We start from the raw sequence: 21,413 nt of genomic DNA on the forward strand, positions 1-21,413 counted from the left end.
AACTGTGTTTAATCCAGAATTAAAGCCATTACAACCTGCTCGCCCTGGCAACGCATTATTGACTATCCGTAATTGGGATGGCGAGCATGAGCATGTCAGCTTAACCATTCAACGAAATCAAGATGGTAACTACCTCAATGACAAAGGTGAATGGGTCGGTAATGCTTTTGAAATTCAGCTCCCATTTGAGCTAAATGGCGATGATTTGCACATTGTTCTTGATAAAGTGTTTGTTGACCCGCTGGTCAGCAACCTGCAAATGGCCTATCGATTCACCCTCAAAGATGATGAAGGGAATGAAGATAAGGGTACACTTAAAATTCATAATGGCGTTTTAAGCTCACTCGCTCAAGGCCAGCAAGATATCATTCCCTCTGGGGGAAGTGTCCAGCCAACGCAGGGCATCAATGATGATATCGAGCCTGAAATCATCATTGAAGATGAGCCTGAGCCTATCATTGAACTTGCTGAAGACGTTGCGAAAATCCCACCAGCGCCTGAACCTATTATTAAAAAAGTTTCCCCCGCAAAAACCAAGAAATCCCCAGTCTTGGGCATTATCATCGCCCTTATATTGCTGCTCATTATCGCCGCGCTGGTCTGGTTTTTTATGTTCAAAAACAAAAGTGAAGAGCCCGCAGTTGCGCCAACCCAAGCCTCCGCGCCTGCCAATGGCATTGAAGGCGTCTGTAGCGTCGACAACATGAAATCCGGCGAGCCTCTCTCTTTCGTACAAAACTGTTTAAAAAGCCACCCAACAGATGTCGAGATTGTCACAACCATCGATGCAGCAATAGCCAATGGTCAATGTGATATCGCCCAACGTTTGTATGCGTACAAAGCGCAAGCTGGGGATGCCAAAATCGCCTTTAAATACGCGCAAGAGTACGACCCTAATAATACGTCATCCGGTAAATGTTTCTCGCCAGATAAAGAAACTGCCATCTATTGGTATGAAGTCACCGTGAATAATGACTCGCAAAATAGTGACGCGAAAACACGTTTAGAAGCCTTAAAGAAATAGAGGTCAAAAATGAAACAGTTTCTATGGTTAGGCTTTTTACTCGGAAGCAGCATATTGAGCAGCGCCGCTTATGCGGATGAACAAAAACCGTTGCTGCAAGCCGGTAAGAAAACACTTTATCAGCGGGTTTTAACTTACCCCGGTTGTGAACTTTCCGACAAAATCGCCACGAAAGGTAAAGAGCAGCCGGCATTCAGTCGCTTTTATGTCTACCAGCGTCAAACTCAAGGCGCAACAGAGTGGCTACATGTGGGACCTGACCAATTCGGGAAAACCAGTGGCTGGATGAAAGCAGATTGTACTTCCGAGTGGAAAATGCAATTAACGCTCGCGATGACCAACCCCGCAGGGCGCAATCCGACCTTATTTTTGAAAGATAAAGCGACCCTTGAGGGAATTTTAAACTCGGATAAACCAGAGACAAAATACAATCCCCTACTGGCCGATGTGACGAAGAAGAAAGCCAATCCGGCGGTACTTGCCCGTGAGCCTGATAACTTTGTCGATCAGAAAAAGAATTTCTATCTTCTGCCCGTCCTAGAATCCGATGAAGCATTCACGGAAGCGGGCTACAAAGTAAGAATGCTGGAAGTGGCGTCAGTTTCAACGCCATCATCCCAAGCAGCATCAGCTCAAACATCGCCAGCAAATGCTGCATCTACCGCGGATCAAGAGCAGATGATGCAAGGCTTCTCTGCTGCGGTTGTGTTTGTAATCGACTCCACCATTTCAATGGATCCTTATATCGACCGTACCAAAGAAGCCATTGAAAAAGTGTATGTACAAGTCGAAAAAGACCATCTTTTAGATAACGTTAAGTTTGGTTTAGTGGCATTCCGCTCAAATATCAAAGCCGTTCCGGGCTTGGAATATGATGCGAAAATGTATGTGAACCCAAATGATGTGAAAGATGGGCCTGATTTTCTTGCAAAAGTGAAAGAGTTAAAACAAGCCAAAGTATCCAGCAGCCGATTTGATGAAGATTCCTACGCAGGTGTGATGATGGCGCTGGATAAAATTGATTGGACGCGTTTTGGGGCACGCTACATTATTCTCATTACAGATGCAGGGGCATTACCTGCGGATGATCCACTATCATCCACAAAATTAGATGCTGAGCAAATTCGCCAAGAAGCCGCTTACCGCGGCGTGGCACTGTATACACTGCATTTAAAAACGCCTTCAGGAAGTAAAAACCATGCTTCTGCACAGGCACAATATGAAGCTTTAACATTGAATCCGTATATCCATAAACCCCTTTATTACCCGATTAACTCCGGTGATATTGCGAGTTTTGGGAAAATGGTCGACAGCCTTTCGTCCGCAATCACCTCTCAAATTCAGATGGCTTATCGTGGCGAAAAAGGCATTGGGAGCGCATTAAATGCCGATCCTAATTACGGCAACGATAAAGACACCAAGCCGATTCTGTCCGATGCCCATGATCTTGGGTATGCCATGCGCCTTGCTTATTTAGGTGAGAAACAAGGCACCAAAGCGCCGAGTGTTTTTAAAGCATGGATCAGCGACCGTGATGTGCTGAAACAGAATGTACCAACCACTGAAGTCCAAGTTTTGCTGACAAAAAGTGAACTGAGTGACCTCAGCGAAGTCATGAAGAAAATTGTGAATGCAGCCAATGAAGGCATGATTTCACCGGATAACATGTTTGAAAACTTGCGTTCTATCGCCGCTACAATGGGTAATGATCCTAAACAGATCAAACAAGCTTCTGGAACTAAACTCAGCGAAATGGGATTACTGGGCGAATATGTCGAAAACCTACCCTATCTCAGTGAAGTTCTTGGTTTAGATGAAGAAACATGGAAAAGCTGGGATGGGCTAGAGCAGGAGAAATTTATTCGCCGACTCAACACTAAACTTCAATATTATCAACGTTATAATGAAGATGTTGACCGTTGGATCCCGCTAGCTCCGAATAGCGATCCCCGTGACTATGTTTACCCTGTACCTTTAGAAAATCTCCCTTAATGTTACACATTGAGCAGTTGTCACTGACACGAAACGATGGGGGACGTGATTTTCATGTCACCCTTCCCTCTCTCACACTAGAGCCGGGTCATGTATGCGCATTAACGGGGCTAAGCGGCTGTGGGAAAAGCACATTATTAGAAATGATTGGGTTGATCCTTCAGCCCGATCAACTCGCCCATTACCAACTGACCTATGAGCTTAATATTACCGAAGCGGTTCTGCATGATGACGCCAAGCTTTTAGCGCAGTTACGAGCACAACATTTTGGCTTTGTGTTGCAAAATGGCGGGCTTCTTCCTTATTTAACCGTGCAGCAAAATGTTGTTTTACCAAGAAACATACTGTCATTACCCGCAAAATCAGACTGGTTAGATTTTGCGATTGACCACCTTCAATTACGTCATTTACTCAATAATTATCCCCATCAGCTTTCTATCGGTGAGCGCCAGCGAGTGGCATTTGTGAGAGCCATCGCTCATCAACCGACCCTGTTACTTGCTGATGAGCCCACAGCAGCACTTGATCCGCTCAATGCTCAGTCTCTGTATTCATTAATTATTGAAATGGTGAAAGATTTAAACCTGAGTGCGCTTATTGTTAGCCATGACTGGACGCTGGTAGAACAGTTTGGCTTTACACAATATCATGCCGAATTAGAAGGGAATGGTAGTGTCTTTAGACAAAAATAGTGCCATAAAAACGAAGTTTTCATTACTTACTCGATTGGCATGGCAAGATTTACTCCATGACCGAAAGGTCGCCCTGTGCATTATTTTCTCATTAACATCGGTCATTGCACCGCTGTTACTGCTGTTTGGCTTAAAAAACGGGATTATCACGCAGCTTCATAACCAATTACTTAACGATCCACGAAACTTAGAAGTGCGTATGATTGGGAATGGCAACTACCCGCCATCGTGGTTTGCTGAATTATCACAACACCCTGATATTCAGTTTGTGATCCCACAAACTCGCAGTCTAAATACTCAAGCTGACCTTGTTGCCGATAGCCAACATTTTGTGTCTAACGCTGAAATTATCCCCACCGCCAAAGGCGACCCACTGCTCAGTGATGCGATTGTTCCGGTTGAAGAAAACACGCTGGTACTCTCCACTAGCGCCGCTGAAAAATTAAGTGCGAACAAAGGTGATACCGTGAATTTGGTAATTACTCGCAAACGAGGTAATACCAACGAGCGAGTGAAACAGCCCTTTCGCGTGATTGATATTATTAGCGACGCCAAGTTTTCTCGCCCTGCCGCCTTTGTGCCGTTATCCGTACTTATTGCTATGGAAGATTACCGAGATGGCTACCAAGTTCCTCAGTTTAATATCACGGAAGGCGAAAACCCCAAAGTCAGAGAAAGCTTTGCAAAGGCCCGCATCTACGCCAGTAGTTTAGATGGGATAGCCCCTATCAATGACTGGTTTAATCAGCAACATATTGAAGTAATAACACAAAAAAGCCAGATTGACGCCGTCAAATCCATCACCTACGTACTCAATATTATCTTTTCTGTGATCATGTGGATTTCGCTATTTGGCTGCATCGCATCTCTCATTGGCGCTTTTTTGGCAAATATCGATAGAAAACGCAAAGACATGGCCGTATTGCGGTTACTGGGCTTTCACCAGTTGGCCGTGACCTTCTATATCATCATCCAAGCCTTGCTCTTAACCACTATCGCCTTCTTTATTGGCTTCTTGCTGTACCTTATCGGCAGCTATCTATTTACTGGCCTATTGGGCGAACAATTGCCTCAAAACGCCTTTGTGTGCCGACTTGAGCCAATCAATATCCTTATCGCTTTATTTACTGCGTTATTTATCGCGCTCTGCGTTGCAGGCATTGGGGCGTTACGTGCAGTGAAAATACAACCTGCGGAGAGTTTACGTGAAATCTAAAATAGCATTAATCACACTGTCATTCGTTTTACTGCACAGCGGAAATATTTATGCCGCGCCGTGGGAAGATAAATTCTTTAACCCGAAGGCGTTACCGGATGATGTTGTCTTACCATTCCCCTGTGAAGGCAGTATGGTTTTTCGTAAAGTGGCTATTCCCGTGAATCAACCTTTGCAAGATTACAATATTACTTTAGGCCAAGAAGGGGATGATTGGGGCTATCTAGAACAAACTCGAACCGAACATATTGCGGGGAGTTTTACTGAGAAAAATAAAGGCCGTTATTTCCTGATGGCGAAATACCCCGTCACTGATCTCCAATACACCGCGCTAGAAAATACGCTGCAAGGGAAAGAGTGCCCAACCCCATCCAATAAATTGCGTTTACCGAAAGTGAATGTGAGTTGGTATGACGCAATGCAGTTTTCAGACAAATACAACCTATGGTTGCGTGAAAAACATCCAAGTGCCCTGCCAGTCGAAGATGGAGCGAAAGGCTTTGCTCGTCTCCCGACGGAAACAGAATGGGAGTTTACCGCAAGGGGTGGGCTATCAGTTTCAGCATCAGATTTTCGTGATACCCGATTCCCTATGCCTGAAGGCATTCGAAACTATGTCTGGTCAGCGGGCACACAATCTGCCAATGGAGATTTGCAACTCACAGGCTTGCTGCAACCGAATCCATTAGGGCTGCACGATATGTTGGGTAACGTCTCCGAGATGATGTTCGAACCGTTTAGACTCAATAAATTGGACCGCCAACATGGGCAAGCCGGTGGATTTATCGTGCGAGGTGGAAGCTATTTAACCCCAGAAAGCGATATCCGCAGCGCTTGGCGACAAGAAGAAGCTTATTACACCGATAAAGGGCCAACCAAGAATAAGTATACCGGTTTTCGCCTTGCTATCGTGTCACCAACCTTGACCTCAAGAGATAGGATTAAAGAAATTGAAAAAGAGTGGCTCAAATTAGGCTCAGGTTCATCGCCAGCAAAGGGCCAACCACAGGCACAAAATAGCTCTCTCAACAATTTAAGCGCCATTTCAGCAAAAGTGCAGGATGAAGCTATCAAGCTGCAATTAACGCAGTTAAAAGATGAGCTTAAAGCGAATGCCCAACTGCGGGATGAGCAGCGTGATCAAGCTGTCAGAACCTCATTACAGTTAGGCGCATTTTTGTGCACAAAACTCAAAGATGATGGCGAATTTTATGACCGCTTAGCGGGCTTATATGACAAAAATTGTGCTGCCAATGCCGCCGAAGGCACTTGCGAGAAACGCAAATCACAACTTGAAGAACACAAAAAAGCGTTGGATTTTGTCGTGAATTACTACGCTGATACCTTAGTCGATATGGCCACAACCTATGATTCCGCCCTAGTGAAGTCCCAAGTTAACATTGTTAAACAGATGATGGAGGCCAGAGGAAAATCAAATTTACAGACCTACCTCTCGGCTTATGTTTCAAACTTAGATGGTTATTGGAAGAATGGAAAAGTTTCAAGAAATGAATGGCTTGAAACATGTAAAAAACAACAATAGGAATTACGCTAAATGAATAAAAAACTAATAGGTACGTTTTGTTTGATAATCACTATGGTATTAACCGGATGTCAAACAACTCGCTCAAACCCAGATGTTGACCCGCGTTTATCTCAAAATGAGGACATTGAGTTTTTCAGTAAATCTGGGATCACGGCATGTATGGGTGGAGCGGCAGTCGGTGCACTCGCGTGTTTAGCCGTAGATAGCAAAAACAGAACGGGATGTATGATTGCGGCGGCAGTTGTGGGCTGCGGTGTTGGTGTCGGTGCGAACGCTTACCTTGATAACCAGCGTAAAACATATTCAAACAAAGAGCAGCAGTTAAATGCCATGATTTCGGATATTCAACAAGAAAACCAACGCCTAAAAAGTGCATCCAGTACCGCAAAATCCGTTATTGCTGATGACAAACGCGAGTTGGCTAAAATCAACCAAGATATTGCGCAAAAACGTTTAGACCAAAAAGCGGCTGAGAAAAAACTGAAAGGTGTTGATGCCAACATTGCCTCATTACAAAAATCCCTGACTGACATGAAAAAACGTCAAAGAGAGTGGAAAGAAATTTCCGAGAAGAGTGCGGCACAAGGCATGAAAACAGCGCAGCTAGATACGCAAATTGCAGAAATGAAAACGCAAGTTTCATCTTTAGAAAAAGAGTTAGATAGCCTGTATTCTCAGCGTACTGCTATTAAAATCAGCTAATTGAGGGCATATTTTGAAGCTATTACCGTTAATCACATTAGGTTCAGTATTGGTTCTTTCGGGTTGTGCGACTAACGTAGAAAACTGCGACCCCACAACCGGTGACGTCAATATTATTACTAAATTTAACTGCAAATACTCCGGCACTTACGATAAGCGGATTGAGTTAAAACAGGAAAAGCTTGAACACGAGAAAGTGTTAAATAGCGAATTTAAAGCTGTTTTTGCTGCGATTGAAAATGAAAAGCGCCAAACCAATGCAGACTTAAAAAGCCAACAAAAAAGCCAGCAAGCGTTAAATAAATCAATCAATAACTTGTTAAATCAAGCAAGAGCCAAATCTAAAAACAGTAAGAGTATTCAAAATCAAATCAATTCTATTGACCAAAAAATGAAGGAAAATCAGAACGCGCCAGACCGTTCAGTGATGCAAAAACAACTCGAACTAGAGAGTTTAAAAAACCAAGTTTTAGATTTGCAAAAAGATTTAGATTTGAACTAAGTTTCAAGATGTTAGACATTAGGTCGGGTGGCCATGTTGACTTCCCGACCTAAGTATCCCTAAAAATTAAAATAGAGAGTTACACAGAATTATTTACAGGGCCCACATTTTATTTATTAAGCAGTTTGTATGCATCGCATGACTCTTGAATTCCCCCTTCACAAGCTTTGTTATAAAGGCTTTTGGCGAGGGCTTTGTTTTTTCCGCCAGCTTGTCCATTCTCATACATCACACCAAGATTATATTGTGCCGCCGCATCCCCTTGTTTCGCGGCTAATTCATACCAATATTTAGCCTTCTTATAATCCTGTTGAGTACCATAACCATTGTCATACAGTGAGCCAAGGTTATTTTGCGCATCTGGAAAACCTTGATTAGCGGCTAATTCATACCAGTATTTGGCCTGCTCGTAGTCTTGCTTTACGCCTTTTCCATCTTCATACAGTATGCCTAGATTAGATTGCGCGCGAGGCTCTCCCTGCTTAGCCGCTAATTCAAACCAATATTTTGCCTGCTCATAGTTTTGTTGCCCCCCCGTTCCCAGAACATAGAGTGTACCGAGATTGGTCTGTGCAGGAGAAAAACCTTGTTTAGCAGATAACTCGTACCAATATTTGGCTTGTTGAAAATCTTGGAATCCCCAGCTTTTCTCTGTATACAAGACGGCAAGATTATATTGAGCTTCCGCATCACCTTGTTTGCCTGCTAATTCAAGCCAGTATTTGGCCTGCTGATAATCAGGTGACTTCACTTTTTTATTAATATGCAACATAGCAAGATTATATTGCGCGTGAGAATTACCTTGTTTTGCCGCTAATTCATACCAGTATTTTGCGGTTTCATAGTTTTGTGTTACTTCCACGCCTTTCTCATACATAACACCAAAGTTATATTGCGAGATAGATTCCGACTTTTCAGAATTCATTTGGCAGCCCGTAACGGCAAAAAAAGCAAACAATAAAAAAGACAGTGAATAGGTTTTCATACTTATCTCATCCGTTAAATAATAGAAGGATTTAAATATACCTGAAAGATAAAACCATAACACGATGAGCTCACTTCAGTGGCATTTTTACGTGCATAGGAATGAAAATCTTCAACTCATAAAATCACTCAGAAAACCTGCATAAAATACGGCTTTAACGTATAATCAAGCTTATTGAGCTTTGGCTCACTTCACTGTGTCGGTATCATCATAAACAACACACGAACCCAGACTAAAATGGGCTTTTGAGACTCTATTGATCAGGTGGGATATGCTGGACTTTCTAAAAAATTATGACAACTTAACCGTCAGTGAAAAAAAAGTATTAAAATATCTTACCGATAATATTGCCGATATTCCCTACTTAAATATTAATGAATTAGTCGCCAAAACGTTTGTCTCTAAGACTGTCATTATTAATTTATCCCAGAAATTAGGTTTTAGTGGGTTTAAAGAACTCAAGTTTCAAATTAATAGCCATATACTTTCGCAAAATAAAGCGGAAAAAAACAACCCTGCGTCGTATAAAAAGCAGCTTGAAAATAATATTCATAAAACCTTCACCTTGATTAATGAAGAGCAAATTCGCGACTGTGCGAAAACATTACACGGCTCCCGTAATATCTTTTTAGTCGCGCGGGGCACGAGTAAAGCCGTCGGTTATTATCTTGAACACTTGCTTTTCTCTCTTGGATTGCATTGTTTTTTTATCAACGACTATAATCTCTCCGACTCTTTTACTCGTCTAGTTAACCAAAATGACACAGTCATTTTTATTTCGTTATCTGGCGGAACCAAGAAAATCATAGAAACCGCTAAAATAGTGCAATTGAAAGAGGCTAACATCATCAGTATGACCGCCTTTCACACCAATGAACTCACCGCCTACGCCAATAACACCCTTTTCTGCTTCGCGGATAGCTATGACACCAAACGGGATGATTCCAAATCCAGAACCGGATTTTTCATTCTGGTGGATTTGTTAATTAATGAATTGGAAAACCTGCTGTAAATAAACTCCCCATCACCTTATTTATTTAACTTAAGGTTAATTGAGTGTTTTTCATTCAATTAATTTTGTTATTCTTCAAATAATTATTTATTTAAAAAACTATCAACACATTGATGACAGAATCATTATTAATATGTTTTTTAAAGCTTTATTTAATTTTAATGACCTAGGTCTTAATCTGTGACCTGAGATAATATTTAAAACCGTAACATCATTTCATTTAAAAAACCCAGTGCTAGTATTCCAGTTAATTTCAATAATTCTTCGTCATTAGGAAAAAATATGGCTAAAAGAAAATTCAGTGAGTCAATCCAGCGCTTTGGTAGGACACTGCTCCTGCCGATCGGGGTTCTGGCTCCAATTGGTATGATACTGGGGATCAGTGGTGCATTAGTTCAAACCTACATGATTGCTCGATTCCCTTTCCTCGGCAATGAAACCGTTAACGCATTACTTGTCAGCATCCGTTCTATTGCGGGCGTTATCTTCGACAACATCCCATTACTGTTCGCCATGGGGGTTGCCTACGGCATGAGCCAGCGCGATAAGGGGATCGCGGTCTTCGCCTCTGTTGTCGGTTACCTTTCGTTGATCATCACCATGAATATTTGGTTGGTGCTCACCGGTAAACTGGCGGATCCAGCGATTATGGGTCAAGTGGGACAGATTAAGGTTTTAGGTATTCAAACCTTAAACATCAGTGCCGCTGGGGGGATTATTACAGGGTTAATTGGTGCATGGGCCACCGATAAATTCTATAACCTCGAGCTGCCAACTGCCTTCGCCTTCTTCTCGGGTAAAAAATCAGTCGCAATTATCATGGTCGGTTTAATGATCATGGTCGGTGGAACATTACCGTTTATCTGGGAAGTATTAGTGCAAGGCTTAATGAAGCTTTCCGCCGTCTTCCTCAGTCCTGTCGGTCCGTTCTTTACCGCGGGGGGTGAACGTCTGTTTATTCCATTCGGGTTACACCACGTTTGGAACGTTCTGTTTAGATTTACCGAAGCTGGTGGTACCTATGTTATTGATGGACAGACCTTTGTCGGTGTCGTTCCAGCTTTAACGGAAGTGTTATTTAAGCAAGGTCCAAGTAGTGAATACTGGGCAATGATGCCAAGCCTGACGCGCTTTATGGCACAGCAACAAATGCTGGTAACGCTGTTCCTGTTCCCTGCCATTGCATTAGCTATCTATAAAACATCGAAAAAAGAGAACCGCGCTGAAGTTAAATCGATGTTGGTGACCATGGTATTGACCGCGATGCTCGGTAACGTGACCGAACCGCTCGAATTTACCTTCGTGTTTATCGCACCGCTGCTGTACTTAATCTACGCCATCATCGTCGGTATTGGTGCAGTGTTGTTGTCATTCGCTGGCGTTGCTATCGGGTATATCCGTGGAACCGTGTTTGACTTCACTATCTTCGGCCTGCTGTACGAGCACACTAACTGGATATTCTTAGTCCTGATTGGCGGTGGTTTAGCGGTAGTGACTTACTTTATCTTCTACTGGGCGATTATTAAATTTGATATCAAAACCCCAGGTCGTGAAGAGTCTAGCAACCTGAAAAATACGTTAATTAAAGAAAAACGTTATGGCGAAATCGCTGAGATCCTCGTTGAAGCCTTAGGCGGTAAAGAGAACATTCGTAACGTAGATAACTGTATTACCCGTATGCGTATTGATGTCGCAGAAGTGAATAAAATTGATAAAGATTTAATGTTGGAATCAGGATGTACCGCATTCTTCTTTCCATCGGCAAACCACGTCCACGTAGTGTATGGACCGAAAGTTGAATTTGTTCGCAACGCTGTTGATGAGTTCATGAAGAAATAAAAGGATATATGATGAGAGCCTTATATGATTCTAAGAGTAAAACCATCGATGACCGCGGTATAAAAGCCCTGTTATCGGATGAGGCCAAATACAATACTTGGCTGATGTTTGAATCCATGTTAGCTCAAGCGCAGGCTGAAGCGGGGTTCATTCCCCAATCAGCGGCCGATGAAATTAAAGAAAAAGCGGTTATTGAGAACATTGATTTTGAAGAGATGAGCCGCATTTACCAAAAAATTGGGCATGGCTTCGTTCCCTTCTTAAAAGTCTTGGTGAATGCGTGTTCTGAAGAGAGTGGTAAATACATCCATTACGGAATTACTACCCAAAATATTCAGCAAAGCTCGCAGTTGTACATGATGAAAACGGTACATAATAAATTTATGTTGCTGTTAAGTGAGATCATCGAAAACCTGTCGGGTCTTGCTGAAAAAACCAAGCATATGGTGATGCCAGGCAGAACCCATGGACGCCACGCTATCCCAATTACTTACGGTTACAAAGTATCCGTGTGGATCAGCGATTTTATCGACTGCTACCAGCGTATGAAAGAGTGTGAAAAGCGCGTATTTACCATCATGATGGGCGGCGCTGTGGGTGCGTTTAACTCCATGCCGGGGATTGGTTTAGAAGTGCAAAAACGCGTTGCTGAACTGACGGGTATGCATGCGATGGAAGTGCCATCTCGTAACCTAAGCACCCATAAATTAGAGTACATGGCGAACTTAGCGCTGATGGCGAATATCTGCCATAAAATCGGGGAAGAAGTTTACAGTACGACGCTGGAAGAAATAGCGGAAGTGTCTGAAGGCTTCACCAAAGGTACCGTGGGCAGCAGCACCATGCCACACAAAATCAACCCGAAACTGGCGAAAGGGATTATTGCTAACTCCCAAAAACTGTATTCGTTACCGAGTGTAGGGATGTATTCTGCCGTCAGGCCGTATGAAGGTGATAGCAGCTCCTATATGTTATTCGATGGGCTTATCGAAGAAGCGTTGGAACTGACCACTGAAATTTTATTAAGAACCGAAGAGCTGTCGAGAACTCTGGTACCTCACGAAGAGAGAATGCTGCATAACGTTCTGAGAAATAAAGGGTTAGATAATACTGAATACGTGATGATGAAAATGGCTGAGAAGCTAGGTAAAGATAAGGCGCACTCATTACTGTATGAAGAAGCTATCAAAACCGCAGCGGATGGCGAGGATTTCTACACTAACCTCACCAAGAACGAAACCATTACAGCTGCATTTAGCAATGACGAAATCAAAGCGATGCTCGACCCTCGCTCGTATATTGGTTTATCCGTTGAGATTGCAGAAAAAGAAGCGAAACGTGGTTTAGCTGCAGCCCAAGAAATTAAAAAGCTTTATAAGTAATTATTAGCTTAATAATTTAACTTAAATCCGTCATTTAAAGCCGTCATTTGAAAACAATGGCGGCTTTTTTGGTTATAAAAATATGAATATCGCTAAATAATAGAAAAATAATTCATTACTTTAAATTAGTTATTAATACCTAAAAAATAATTAGCAAGAATGGCTGTTAATAAATAATGTGAATTTGTTATCACATCTGATTTATTCTCAATAAATTTATCTAAATTTTAATTCCTGTATTTAAAAGCAAAAATTAGTTTAATTCCCCACATAGAACTGTCATTTAATTTGTTCTTTTCACGTTCTATTAATCTGCGTTTGGTGTGATTGACCAGTCAATAAATCTACTTTTTCGATAAATAAAAAGATTTTGAGATGGTGCTCAAGTATTTATTTTTATAAAACACAGATTATCTCTGCGATTCTGTTTTCGATTCTTAATGATGTTTTTTGATTGATAACAAAGGTATCAGAATGAACAAAGCACATAAATTCGCATCACCTTCTCGTTATAAAAATAAAGCTGCAATAAATAAAAATATTTTTCAGCTCTCTATTATTACTTCAGCGCTGTTATTTTCCGGCTATACACTGGCTTACTCTGAAACAGGGCAACTCGGTGATAAAAATAGCTGGGAAAGCCAAGAATATAAAAATGACTGGGGACTGGCGGCAATGAATGCCTCCAGTGCTTACGCACTGGGATATCATGGGCAAGGCGCTAAAATTGGCGTAATGGACTCTGGCGCATTGCTAAGTCACAAGGAACTCAGTGGATCCCGCTTCCATGCGGTAAAAGCCAAAGGTGAATATGGCTCAACTGGTATGCGCTATCCACAGGAAATGGGTGGAAACTATGAAAAAGGTCAAGCTTTCGATGTGACTGGAGATTGGATCAAAGGCGTGAATGATACCCACGGAACCCATGTTACCGGTACGGTTGGGGCAAACCGTGATGGTAATGGCATGCACGGTGTTGCTTGGGGGTCTGATGTTTATATCGGCAATACTGGCGCAACAGACAGTAATAACTACGGTCCTTATCAAGATTATCAATATTTTTACACTGGCTGGAAAGCGATGGTCGATGACGGAGCTCAAGTCATTAATAACAGCTGGGGTACCAATACACGGATTATTAACACAGTAAAAACAACCGGTCCTGACGGAGGCAATACCACCGTCCATTTACCTGCTGATACCACTCAGCAAACTGAATACGAATATTTCTATTTCAAAAAAGTGTATGGCGACAAACCTTCTTTTGTCGATGCCGCCTATGATGCAGTAAAAGGCACCAATGTAGTTCAAGTCTTTACCACCGGTAACCGTGATTTTGCGAATCCATACTATCGTCCTCTCTACCCTTATTTTAATCCTCAAGCTGAAAAACACTGGATTGCGGTTGCAGGATTAAAACAAAATGCAGCTAAAACTGGCTATGAACTAGAAGGTATGTTCAACGAAGCAGGCAATGCTAAATGGTGGACTGTCGTTGCACCAAGCCGCTATATCTATTCAACCGTTGTCGACGCAGACGGTAATCCGGGTTGGGATACTTTCAGCGGAACATCAATGGCCGCGCCACATGTCACAGGCGCTATGGGCGTATTGATGTCGCGTTATCAATCCATGAATGCTCTGCAAGTTCGCGATGTTATGTTTACTACCGCCAATCGCTACAATCCTGATGGTTCCCTGTATAACAATTGGACTTCTGCAGATGGCGTACCCGATGATCGTTACGGCTGGGGTACACCAGATTTAGAAAAAGGCATGTACGGCCCGGGTCAATTCTTAGGTAAATTCGAATATAACTTAGATTCTACTCCACTTGATGTTTGGACCAACGATATCTCCCAAGCAGCGTTAGATCAGCGTGAAATCGAGGATCTTGCATGGTTAACTGACTATAAAAACAATGGTATCGATGCGGGAGGAAATTACGAATTAGGTGATAATTTCGTTGTCAACGATGGCAATCCAGACCCTGCATCCCATATTGTCGATATCAATGATGCTAAAAAATGGCGTCAAGAGTATTACCAAAAACGCGCTGACGCTATTCAAGCCAAAATTGATGCCGGCTTGTATGACGGTACATTAGTGAAACAAGGTCAAGGCGCTTTAGTCATGACTGGTGATAACACTTATCGTGGCGGCACTACCGTTGAACAAGGCACGCTGTATGGTTTCACTGAATCTTTCGGTACTGCAGATGTGAATGTGAACGGCGGTGCAATCAGTGTGATCGACCACTATAACGACACGTTCACTCAAAAAGGCCAGCTGACGTCCAATCAAAGTCATAAAGCCAACATCAATATCAATGATAAAGGCACGTATTTGGTCGCTGTGGGTCACAATGCGAATGTCGGTAATCTGACTTTGAATCAAGGTGCTCAACTTGATGTCGCCGCAAGTGATGTCGGCCAATTAAAAGATGTTTATCTAAATGGTAATACCGTTCAAGGTACAGTGAATGCAGATAATCTCGTGGATAGCCGTGCAAAAGCTAAAGCCTTAGCAGCAACGCCAAATAATGCGATATCGGATGATTACGCATTATTCCAAAAAGATGTTTCTGTAAAAAATAATACGATTACAGGCTCAATTAGCAAAAAAGACGATACGACTTTAGCGACCTTCGCAAACAATGAAAATGGTCGTGCTATTGCAAATACATTAGACAGTAATGCAAAAGGCCAACTGTTTGATGCCGTATTGCCAATGAGCGCAAATGACCTGAGCAGCACCTATCAATCATTGGGTAGCGATATGCTACTAAATGCAAATACTGCCAGTGTGGTGAACGTATTAGGCTTAACGCGTACCGTGAAAGATCAGGCTATTGGTGTCGGTCATGGCCGCTATGCTAACCTCGAAAACAGTAACGCTCGTATGTGGATGACTGGCGTCGGTCAATGGGGCAATCTGGACTACGGCTATAGCAATATGGACGTGGATTTCTACGCAGGATTAGTCGGCGCAGAAATTGATGTCACTGAAAATACCAAAGCAGGTCTGTTCTTCGGTGCGGGTTCAACCAAATATAAAGCTCACGAATACGGAAAAATTGACAGCAATGACCTCCATGTTGGTCTGTATGGTGTTTCCAACATCAAGGATGTAGCCGCAGTAAACTATGGTATTACTCACACTAACCAAGATCGTGATGCAAAACGCACATTATGGGTCGGACAAACGTCAGGTTTTAACTCCACCAGCTATGATGCAAAAATCACTCAGTTCTTCTTGGAAGGCGCTTATACCCAGTTGAATAATGATAAATACTCTATTGAACCGTATGCTGGATTTAACTGGCTACATGTTTCAACAGACAGTATCAATGAGCAAGTCGGCAATATGCAGTTCAGTACTAAAACTGATAATCAAGATATCCAAGTGGGTACTGTTGGTTTACGTGGTGGTTATCCATTCACTGCTGGCAGCATCAACATGGCTCTGAAAGGTGATGTCTCTGCAAGCCACCTGTTTGGCGATAACCGTCCAGAAGCTCAACTGTACTTGTCTAATTCCGGTGAAGCGACTTTACGTGGTGGAAAACTGGATAACCTATTCGGTGTAGGCTTAGGTGTCGATGCTCAGTTGAATAAATCAACCACCTTCGGCGTTTCTTACCAAGGTCAGTACAACAGCGATGTGAGTTCTAGTGGTATCAATGCAACACTGAAAGTGAATTTCTAATCACACTTTGAGTCTGTAAAAATGTTGGGCTCTGTCTTTAAGGAGCCCAACTTTTATTATTTTCATCCTGATTAGCGAAGCGCATGAATATCAGAGGGAGATAACCCAGTAATTTGGCTAATAATATCGACACTCAAACCTAACTTTAAGCTCATTACAGCTTGCTGTTGCAAGTTTAGTACTATTTGTTGTTGATGGTGTTGACGTTCATTCGCTAGTTTTTGTTGACTAATTATTCGTTCCTCTTCCCTTCCTTTTTCCATTCCTTCATTTCTCAATCGCTGTGCAATATTCATCACGGTCTCCTGATGCTCTTCTGTTCGCTCAACCAACCTTTTTACTATATGGGTATAAGCAGGTGTGTCCATAACGCTAAAGAGGTAATTAATAACCAAAATAACATCATCTTGATGATTTTGATTATTGTTGAGTACCTGAACCAATCGTTCCGATAATCCGAATACGTCACCCTGTAGAGATGCATGCTTTAAAACTAACTCCATCGCAGCGACTTTTCGGTGATTCACAAGTTCATCGTCACTTGCCACTGTGACATCTACTAAAGGCAGTGGATTAAAGTACAAACTATGCGCTAAATCAGGCCACTCAAAGCAATCCGTCCATGATTGGGAATAGGGATAAGGGGATTGATTCCCATGATAAAACAGGATGGGAACCACCATCGGCAGGGTTTGGTGCCCTTGCTGCAAATGTTGATTCATCGCGCAAAATGCATAATGCATCAACCGCCAGCCCATCAACTTATCGGGGGAAGATTGGTGCTCCACTAAAAAGTAAAAATACCCTTTACCCTTGAGCGTTTGCACGGAATAGAGCATGTCCGAAAAACGAGAGCGCAGCGTTTTATCCACAAATGAAGCGCTGGCTAACTTCAAGGTATCAAAATTGCAGAGGTGCTTAATGCGATGAGGAAGATGGACTTCAAAAAAATCCCGCGCATTATCCACTTTGCTCATAAAGCCTTTAAAGGTTGAATCATGAGGAGCTACAATTGATTGGGTCGCCATCTTGGCCTCATCTTGGTTCGGAAGATGACGAGATACTAACCAATATTTTGGGGAGCGTGAGAAAAAGTTAGTCCTAATTAACGAGAATGACTTGACAGTCTAACTCATTACTTTTAATCGAATTATTTACTTTTTTAGCCACAAAAAAACACCTTAATCAGCGTATTGCTCATTGAGGTGTCATTCAAAATAAAAAGATTTTTTAATTTACTCTGCGGGGAAATTTGGACCGATTAAATCAATACGATCAGTACAAATTGCATTAACGCCCCACTCTAATAATAATTTCGCTCGTTCGGGGTCATTCACTGTATACACCAGAATATATAAGCCCGCTTGCTTCAATTGTTCGACCCGAGCTTTATCCAATAAGAGATGGTCTAAATGGATAGAGACACAGCCTAAACGTGTTGTCAGTTCACGCCAATCCTCGCGCCACTCCTCCAGTAATAAACCGCGTGGCAATTCAGGTGCTGCGGCTTGAGCCGCTGCAAGGGATTCAATGGAAAATGAAGAAAGTAACGGTGCAGTTTGTCCTTGCCAGAGTTGGCGAGCCGCTAATGCCACCACGGTTCCTGTCTCCGTCTCCAAGCCAGTGGTTGGCTTAATTTCAATATTCGCCATCATGCGATGTTGTTGGCAACGCTCAGCCACTTGCGATAATAGCGGCAAATGCTCGTTGGCAAATTCTTGGCTATACCAGCTTCCGGCATCAATATTGACTAACTGGCTCCAGTCAAAATCCCCTGCAACCCCATGCCCATTACTCGTGCGCTCAAGGGTATCATCATGTAGAAGGAAAATTTGACCATCACGGGATAATTTGGCATCAAACTCAATCATGGTGTGACCATATTTTGCCCCAACATCAATCGCTGCAAGGGTATTTTCAGGGGCTAATTTACCGCCACCACGATGGGCGACAATGTTAGGATAAGGCCAAAGATTCATAAACGATGTCCATATTGAGTATCAAAAAAATGCTGATGAGCTTCAGGAAGATGAAGCCATAACGTGGAACCAATCTGAGGGCGATGCTCGTGCCCAAGGCGCACAATCACTTTTTGCCCTGCCCACTGGCCATGCGCTAAATTATCAGCGCCTAACATTTCAAGGGTCTCTACTACCAGCGGGATCCCCCCGGATGATTCAGAGCCTAATTGTAAATGTTCCGGTCGAATACCTAACGTTAGCGCATGCCTTACCCACTGTAAATACGTTCTACCTAACGGTAATTGCATTCCGCCGCCAAGTTCAAAGCAAGCACCATCCGAACTCAGTTTTCCTTCCAGCAAATTCATGGCAGGAGAGCCAATAAAACTCGCGACAAAACGGCTGGCAGGACGCTCGTACACTTCAACTGGGGAGCCAATCTGTTCCGCAACGCCTTTATTCATCACCATCACTCGCTGCGCCAAGGTCATCGCTTCCACCTGATCGTGAGTCACATACAAGCTGGTTGTTTTTAAGCGACGATGGAGCTGTTGTAGTTCAAGACGCATCTGTACCCGCAATTTTGCATCGAGGTTAGAAAGCGGTTCATCAAATAAGAATACGGCAGGGTCACGCACAATGGCGCGTCCCATTGCCACCCGCTGACGTTGCCCACCGGAAAGCTCTCTCGGTTGGCGTTTTAATAATCCATCAAGCTCTAAAATTCGTGCCGCATCCGCTACTTTTTGACGAATAATCTCTTTACCTAATCCGCGAATTTTTAGCCCCCATCCCATATTTTCTTCAACACTCATATGAGGATAAAGAGCATAATTTTGGAATACCATCGCAATGCCACGCTCTTTGGGTTCTAGATGCGTGACTCGCTTTCGGTCAATCCAAATATCCCCGCTCGTCACTTCTTCTAGCCCTGCCACCATACGTAATAGCGTGGATTTACCACACCCTGAAGGCCCGACCATCACGATAAATTCGCCATCCGCCACATCCACTGTAAGCGGCTTGATCACTTGATTTTTTCCGTCCCAACTTTTAGTGACGGCTTGAAGTTTTAATTCTGCCATGGTTATTTCTCACTATCGACCAAGCCACGCACAAACGCCCTCTGCATAGCTAATACCACAAGAATCGGTGGAATAAGCGTGAGCAACATTGCCGCCATCACTTGATTCCATTGAGTCGTACCTTCACCCGATGCGATCATGCCTTTTATACCCGCAACTGCGGTTCCTAAGCTGGGATCTGCAACGATCAAGATCGGCCACAAATATTGGTTCCAACCATAAATAAACGTGATCACAAACAACGCCGCTAAGTTTGTTTTGGACAACGGCAACACAATGTCGATGAAAAATCGCATTGGTGAAGCACCATCAATACGTGCCGCCTCTATCAGTTCATCCGGCAACGTCATAAAAAATTGGCGAAATAAAAAGGTCGCCGTAGCAGATGCCATCAACGGCAAAGTTAGCCCTGCGTAACTATCCACCATGTTTAAGTTAGAAATCACCTCTACCGTGGGAAAAATTCGCACTTCGACAGGCAACATTAACGTGATGAAAATCATCCAAAAAAACAGGCTACGGCACGGAAAACGGAACCAAACGATGGCAAATGCCGATAACATCGAAATCGTGATTTTTCCAATCGCTATCACCAACGCCATAATGGTGCTGTTCACTAACATCAACCAAAATGGAGCGCTGTTCGCTGCCACGCCGTTATTCCAAATATGAAGGATGTTTTCCCATAAATGAGAACCGGGTATCAAGGTAATGGGGGTATCAAAAACCGCTTTATCATCAAGTGTCGCGGCAACAAAGGCCACATACAGCGGAAATAAAATCACTAAAATCCCCATCGCCAGCATTGAATGACTGAATACGCTCAGCCCACGATTTTTCTCAATCATTGGTAACGTACCTTACGCTCGATAAAACGGAATTGAATCACCGTGAGGATGATCACCAAGCCCATTAAAATCACGGATTGCGCTGCGGATGAAGAGAGGTCGAGCCCTGAAAAACCTTCACGGTAAATCTTATAAATCAGCGTCGTCGTCGCTTGTACTGGCCCCCCACCCGTTGCCGCATCAATTACCGGGAAAGTATCAAAGAAGGCATACACCAAATTCACTACCAGTAAAAAGAAACTCACGGGGGTAATCAGTGGTAATGAGATCTTAAAAAAGCGTCTGATCGGGCCTGCGCCATCGATAGCCGCAGCCTCCATTAAAGAGCGGGGAATTGACTGCAATGCCGCAAAGAAAAATAAAAAGTTATAGCTAATTTGCTTCCAAACTGAGGCTAAGACGACTAAAAACATCGCCTGACCGCTATTTTGTGCATGGTTCCAGTCATAGCCAATGGATTCCAAACCATAAGTTATCAATCCTCTACCGGGGCTAAATAAAAACATCCATAAAACCGCCGCAACAGCAGGGGCTACCGCATAAGGTAGCAATATAAGAGTTTGATAAAAACGGCTTCCTCGGATCACATAGTCAACCAATGCAGCCAAAAAAAGGGAGATCAGTAGACCACTTCCCGCCACCCAAGCACTAAAAATCATCGTGGTATAGAAAGAGTCTACATAGTAGCTATCACTGAAGAGTTGAGTGAAGTTTTCTAACCCCACAAATTCACTGGATAAACCAAAAGGATCAATACTTTGTAATGAATACCAGAGCGCTTGCCCAGCAGGCAAAATAAAGAAAATCACCGTAATAATGAGCTGTGGCAGTACTAGCGCGTAAGGTAACCAGCGGGAGCGAAATACGGGACGAGATGATGACATAAGCAACCCAATAAATCAGATGTGATGCAGCGCCC

17 protein-coding genes are annotated in these 21,413 nt (G+C 43.0%); 11 read left to right on the top strand and 6 right to left on the bottom strand.

Features of this window, described 5'->3' with window-relative positions; genetic code table 11:
* The first annotated feature begins 4 nt into the window (after positions 1 to 4).
* Genes LDO73_RS15555 through LDO73_RS15585 form a run of 7 tightly spaced genes read left to right on the top strand, consistent with a single transcriptional unit; the run spans position 5 to position 7,674 of the window.
* On the top strand, positions 5 to 1,024 hold the full coding sequence (locus LDO73_RS15555) for a hypothetical protein (protein ID WP_224059230.1): 1,020 nt from the start codon (positions 5 to 7) through the stop codon (positions 1,022 to 1,024).
* A 9-nt stretch (positions 1,025 to 1,033) separates the two neighbouring features.
* Positions 1,034 to 3,016, top strand: a complete 1,983-nt coding sequence (locus LDO73_RS15560; protein ID WP_224059232.1) for a vWA domain-containing protein — start codon at positions 1,034 to 1,036, stop codon at positions 3,014 to 3,016.
* Positions 3,016 to 3,708 (top strand): ABC transporter ATP-binding protein, encoded by a 693-nt coding sequence (locus LDO73_RS15565; RefSeq protein WP_224059234.1) that lies wholly within the window; start codon positions 3,016 to 3,018, stop codon positions 3,706 to 3,708. Before LDO73_RS15560 ends, LDO73_RS15565 begins: the two co-directional genes overlap by 1 nt.
* Positions 3,689 to 4,924, top strand: a complete 1,236-nt coding sequence (locus LDO73_RS15570; RefSeq protein ID WP_423810860.1) for an ABC transporter permease — start codon at positions 3,689 to 3,691, stop codon at positions 4,922 to 4,924. The genes LDO73_RS15565 and LDO73_RS15570 overlap by 20 nt, the downstream gene beginning before the upstream one ends.
* Positions 4,914 to 6,467, top strand: a complete 1,554-nt coding sequence (locus LDO73_RS15575; protein WP_224059238.1) for a formylglycine-generating enzyme family protein — start codon at positions 4,914 to 4,916, stop codon at positions 6,465 to 6,467. The genes LDO73_RS15570 and LDO73_RS15575 overlap by 11 nt, the downstream gene beginning before the upstream one ends.
* A 12-nt stretch (positions 6,468 to 6,479) precedes the next feature.
* A complete protein-coding gene (locus LDO73_RS15580; protein WP_224059240.1) occupies positions 6,480 to 7,172 on the top strand; it encodes a hypothetical protein in 693 nt (230 codons plus the stop codon).
* A gap of 13 nt (positions 7,173 to 7,185) precedes the next feature.
* Complete coding sequence (locus tag LDO73_RS15585; RefSeq protein ID WP_224059242.1) at positions 7,186 to 7,674, top strand: hypothetical protein; 489 nt, start codon at positions 7,186 to 7,188, stop codon at positions 7,672 to 7,674.
* Between the two features lie 109 nt (positions 7,675 to 7,783).
* Here the strand turns inward: LDO73_RS15585 and LDO73_RS15590 are convergent, their stop codons facing one another.
* The gene (locus LDO73_RS15590; protein WP_224059244.1) at positions 7,784 to 8,659 is read right to left on the bottom strand and encodes an SEL1-like repeat protein; all 876 of its coding nucleotides are present in this window, start codon (positions 8,657 to 8,659) and stop codon (positions 7,784 to 7,786) included.
* A 271-nt stretch (positions 8,660 to 8,930) separates the two neighbouring features.
* On the opposite strand from LDO73_RS15590, the gene LDO73_RS15595 reads away from it, so the two are divergent.
* The 4 genes from LDO73_RS15595 (at position 8,931) to pta (ending at position 16,600) form a co-directional block, all read left to right on the top strand.
* Positions 8,931 to 9,671: a MurR/RpiR family transcriptional regulator gene (locus LDO73_RS15595; RefSeq protein WP_224059246.1), complete on the top strand. Its 741-nt coding sequence runs from the start codon at positions 8,931 to 8,933 to the stop codon at positions 9,669 to 9,671.
* Positions 9,672 to 9,953: 282 nt separating this feature from the next.
* Positions 9,954 to 11,510, top strand: a complete 1,557-nt coding sequence (locus tag LDO73_RS15600; protein ID WP_224059247.1) for a PTS transporter subunit EIIC — start codon at positions 9,954 to 9,956, stop codon at positions 11,508 to 11,510.
* A gap of 11 nt (positions 11,511 to 11,521) precedes the next feature.
* Entirely contained in the window at positions 11,522 to 12,892 is a 1,371-nt protein-coding gene (locus tag LDO73_RS15605) for a class-II fumarase/aspartase family protein (RefSeq protein ID WP_224059248.1), read from the top strand.
* A 474-nt stretch (positions 12,893 to 13,366) separates the two neighbouring features.
* A complete protein-coding gene (gene pta, locus LDO73_RS15610; RefSeq protein ID WP_224059249.1) occupies positions 13,367 to 16,600 on the top strand; it encodes an autotransporter Pta in 3,234 nt (1,077 codons plus the stop codon).
* Between the two features lie 71 nt (positions 16,601 to 16,671).
* Here the strand turns inward: pta and LDO73_RS15615 are convergent, their stop codons facing one another.
* From LDO73_RS15615 to ugpA, 5 genes are all read right to left on the bottom strand, one after another.
* The gene (locus LDO73_RS15615; protein WP_224059250.1) at positions 16,672 to 17,628 is read right to left on the bottom strand and encodes an Rpn family recombination-promoting nuclease/putative transposase; all 957 of its coding nucleotides are present in this window, start codon (positions 17,626 to 17,628) and stop codon (positions 16,672 to 16,674) included.
* Between the two features lie 207 nt (positions 17,629 to 17,835).
* Entirely contained in the window at positions 17,836 to 18,579 is a 744-nt protein-coding gene (gene ugpQ, locus LDO73_RS15620) for a glycerophosphodiester phosphodiesterase (RefSeq protein ID WP_224059251.1), read from the bottom strand.
* Positions 18,576 to 19,646, bottom strand: coding sequence for a sn-glycerol-3-phosphate import ATP-binding protein UgpC (locus LDO73_RS15625; RefSeq protein WP_224059252.1), 1,071 nt, complete (start codon positions 19,644 to 19,646; stop codon positions 18,576 to 18,578). The genes ugpQ and LDO73_RS15625 overlap by 4 nt, the downstream gene beginning before the upstream one ends.
* 2 nt (positions 19,647 to 19,648) lie before the next feature.
* A complete protein-coding gene (gene ugpE / locus LDO73_RS15630) occupies positions 19,649 to 20,494 on the bottom strand; it encodes a sn-glycerol-3-phosphate ABC transporter permease UgpE (protein WP_224059253.1) in 846 nt (281 codons plus the stop codon).
* Positions 20,491 to 21,378, bottom strand: coding sequence for a sn-glycerol-3-phosphate ABC transporter permease UgpA (ugpA, locus tag LDO73_RS15635; RefSeq protein ID WP_224059255.1), 888 nt, complete (start codon positions 21,376 to 21,378; stop codon positions 20,491 to 20,493). Before ugpA ends, ugpE begins: the two co-directional genes overlap by 4 nt.
* Between the last annotated feature and the right edge of the window lie 35 nt (positions 21,379 to 21,413).

This window comes from Providencia alcalifaciens, assembly GCF_915403165.1.
Classification (GTDB): Bacteria; Pseudomonadota; Gammaproteobacteria; order Enterobacterales; family Enterobacteriaceae; genus Providencia; species Providencia alcalifaciens_C.

Excerpts from the sequence above, each read along its gene's own strand:
- LDO73_RS15595 (WP_224059246.1), top strand. The coding sequence starts at position 8,931 with ATGCTGGACTTTCTAAAAAATTATGACAACTTAACCGTCAGTGAAAAA.
- ugpQ (WP_224059251.1), bottom strand. The coding sequence starts at position 18,579 with ATGAATCTTTGGCCTTATCCTAACATTGTCGCCCATCGTGGTGGCGGT.
- LDO73_RS15590 (WP_224059244.1), bottom strand. The coding sequence starts at position 8,659 with ATGAAAACCTATTCACTGTCTTTTTTATTGTTTGCTTTTTTTGCCGTT.
- ugpE (WP_224059253.1), bottom strand. The coding sequence starts at position 20,494 with ATGATTGAGAAAAATCGTGGGCTGAGCGTATTCAGTCATTCAATGCTG.
- LDO73_RS15565 (WP_224059234.1), top strand. The coding sequence starts at position 3,016 with ATGTTACACATTGAGCAGTTGTCACTGACACGAAACGATGGGGGACGT.
- LDO73_RS15600 (WP_224059247.1), top strand. The coding sequence starts at position 9,954 with ATGGCTAAAAGAAAATTCAGTGAGTCAATCCAGCGCTTTGGTAGGACA.
- LDO73_RS15615 (WP_224059250.1), bottom strand. The coding sequence starts at position 17,628 with ATGGCGACCCAATCAATTGTAGCTCCTCATGATTCAACCTTTAAAGGC.
- LDO73_RS15605 (WP_224059248.1), top strand. The coding sequence starts at position 11,522 with ATGAGAGCCTTATATGATTCTAAGAGTAAAACCATCGATGACCGCGGT.
- LDO73_RS15625 (WP_224059252.1), bottom strand. The coding sequence starts at position 19,646 with ATGGCAGAATTAAAACTTCAAGCCGTCACTAAAAGTTGGGACGGAAAA.
- LDO73_RS15560 (WP_224059232.1), top strand. The coding sequence starts at position 1,034 with ATGAAACAGTTTCTATGGTTAGGCTTTTTACTCGGAAGCAGCATATTG.
- pta (WP_224059249.1), top strand. The coding sequence starts at position 13,367 with ATGAACAAAGCACATAAATTCGCATCACCTTCTCGTTATAAAAATAAA.
- LDO73_RS15580 (WP_224059240.1), top strand. The coding sequence starts at position 6,480 with ATGAATAAAAAACTAATAGGTACGTTTTGTTTGATAATCACTATGGTA.
- ugpA (WP_224059255.1), bottom strand. The coding sequence starts at position 21,378 with ATGTCATCATCTCGTCCCGTATTTCGCTCCCGCTGGTTACCTTACGCG.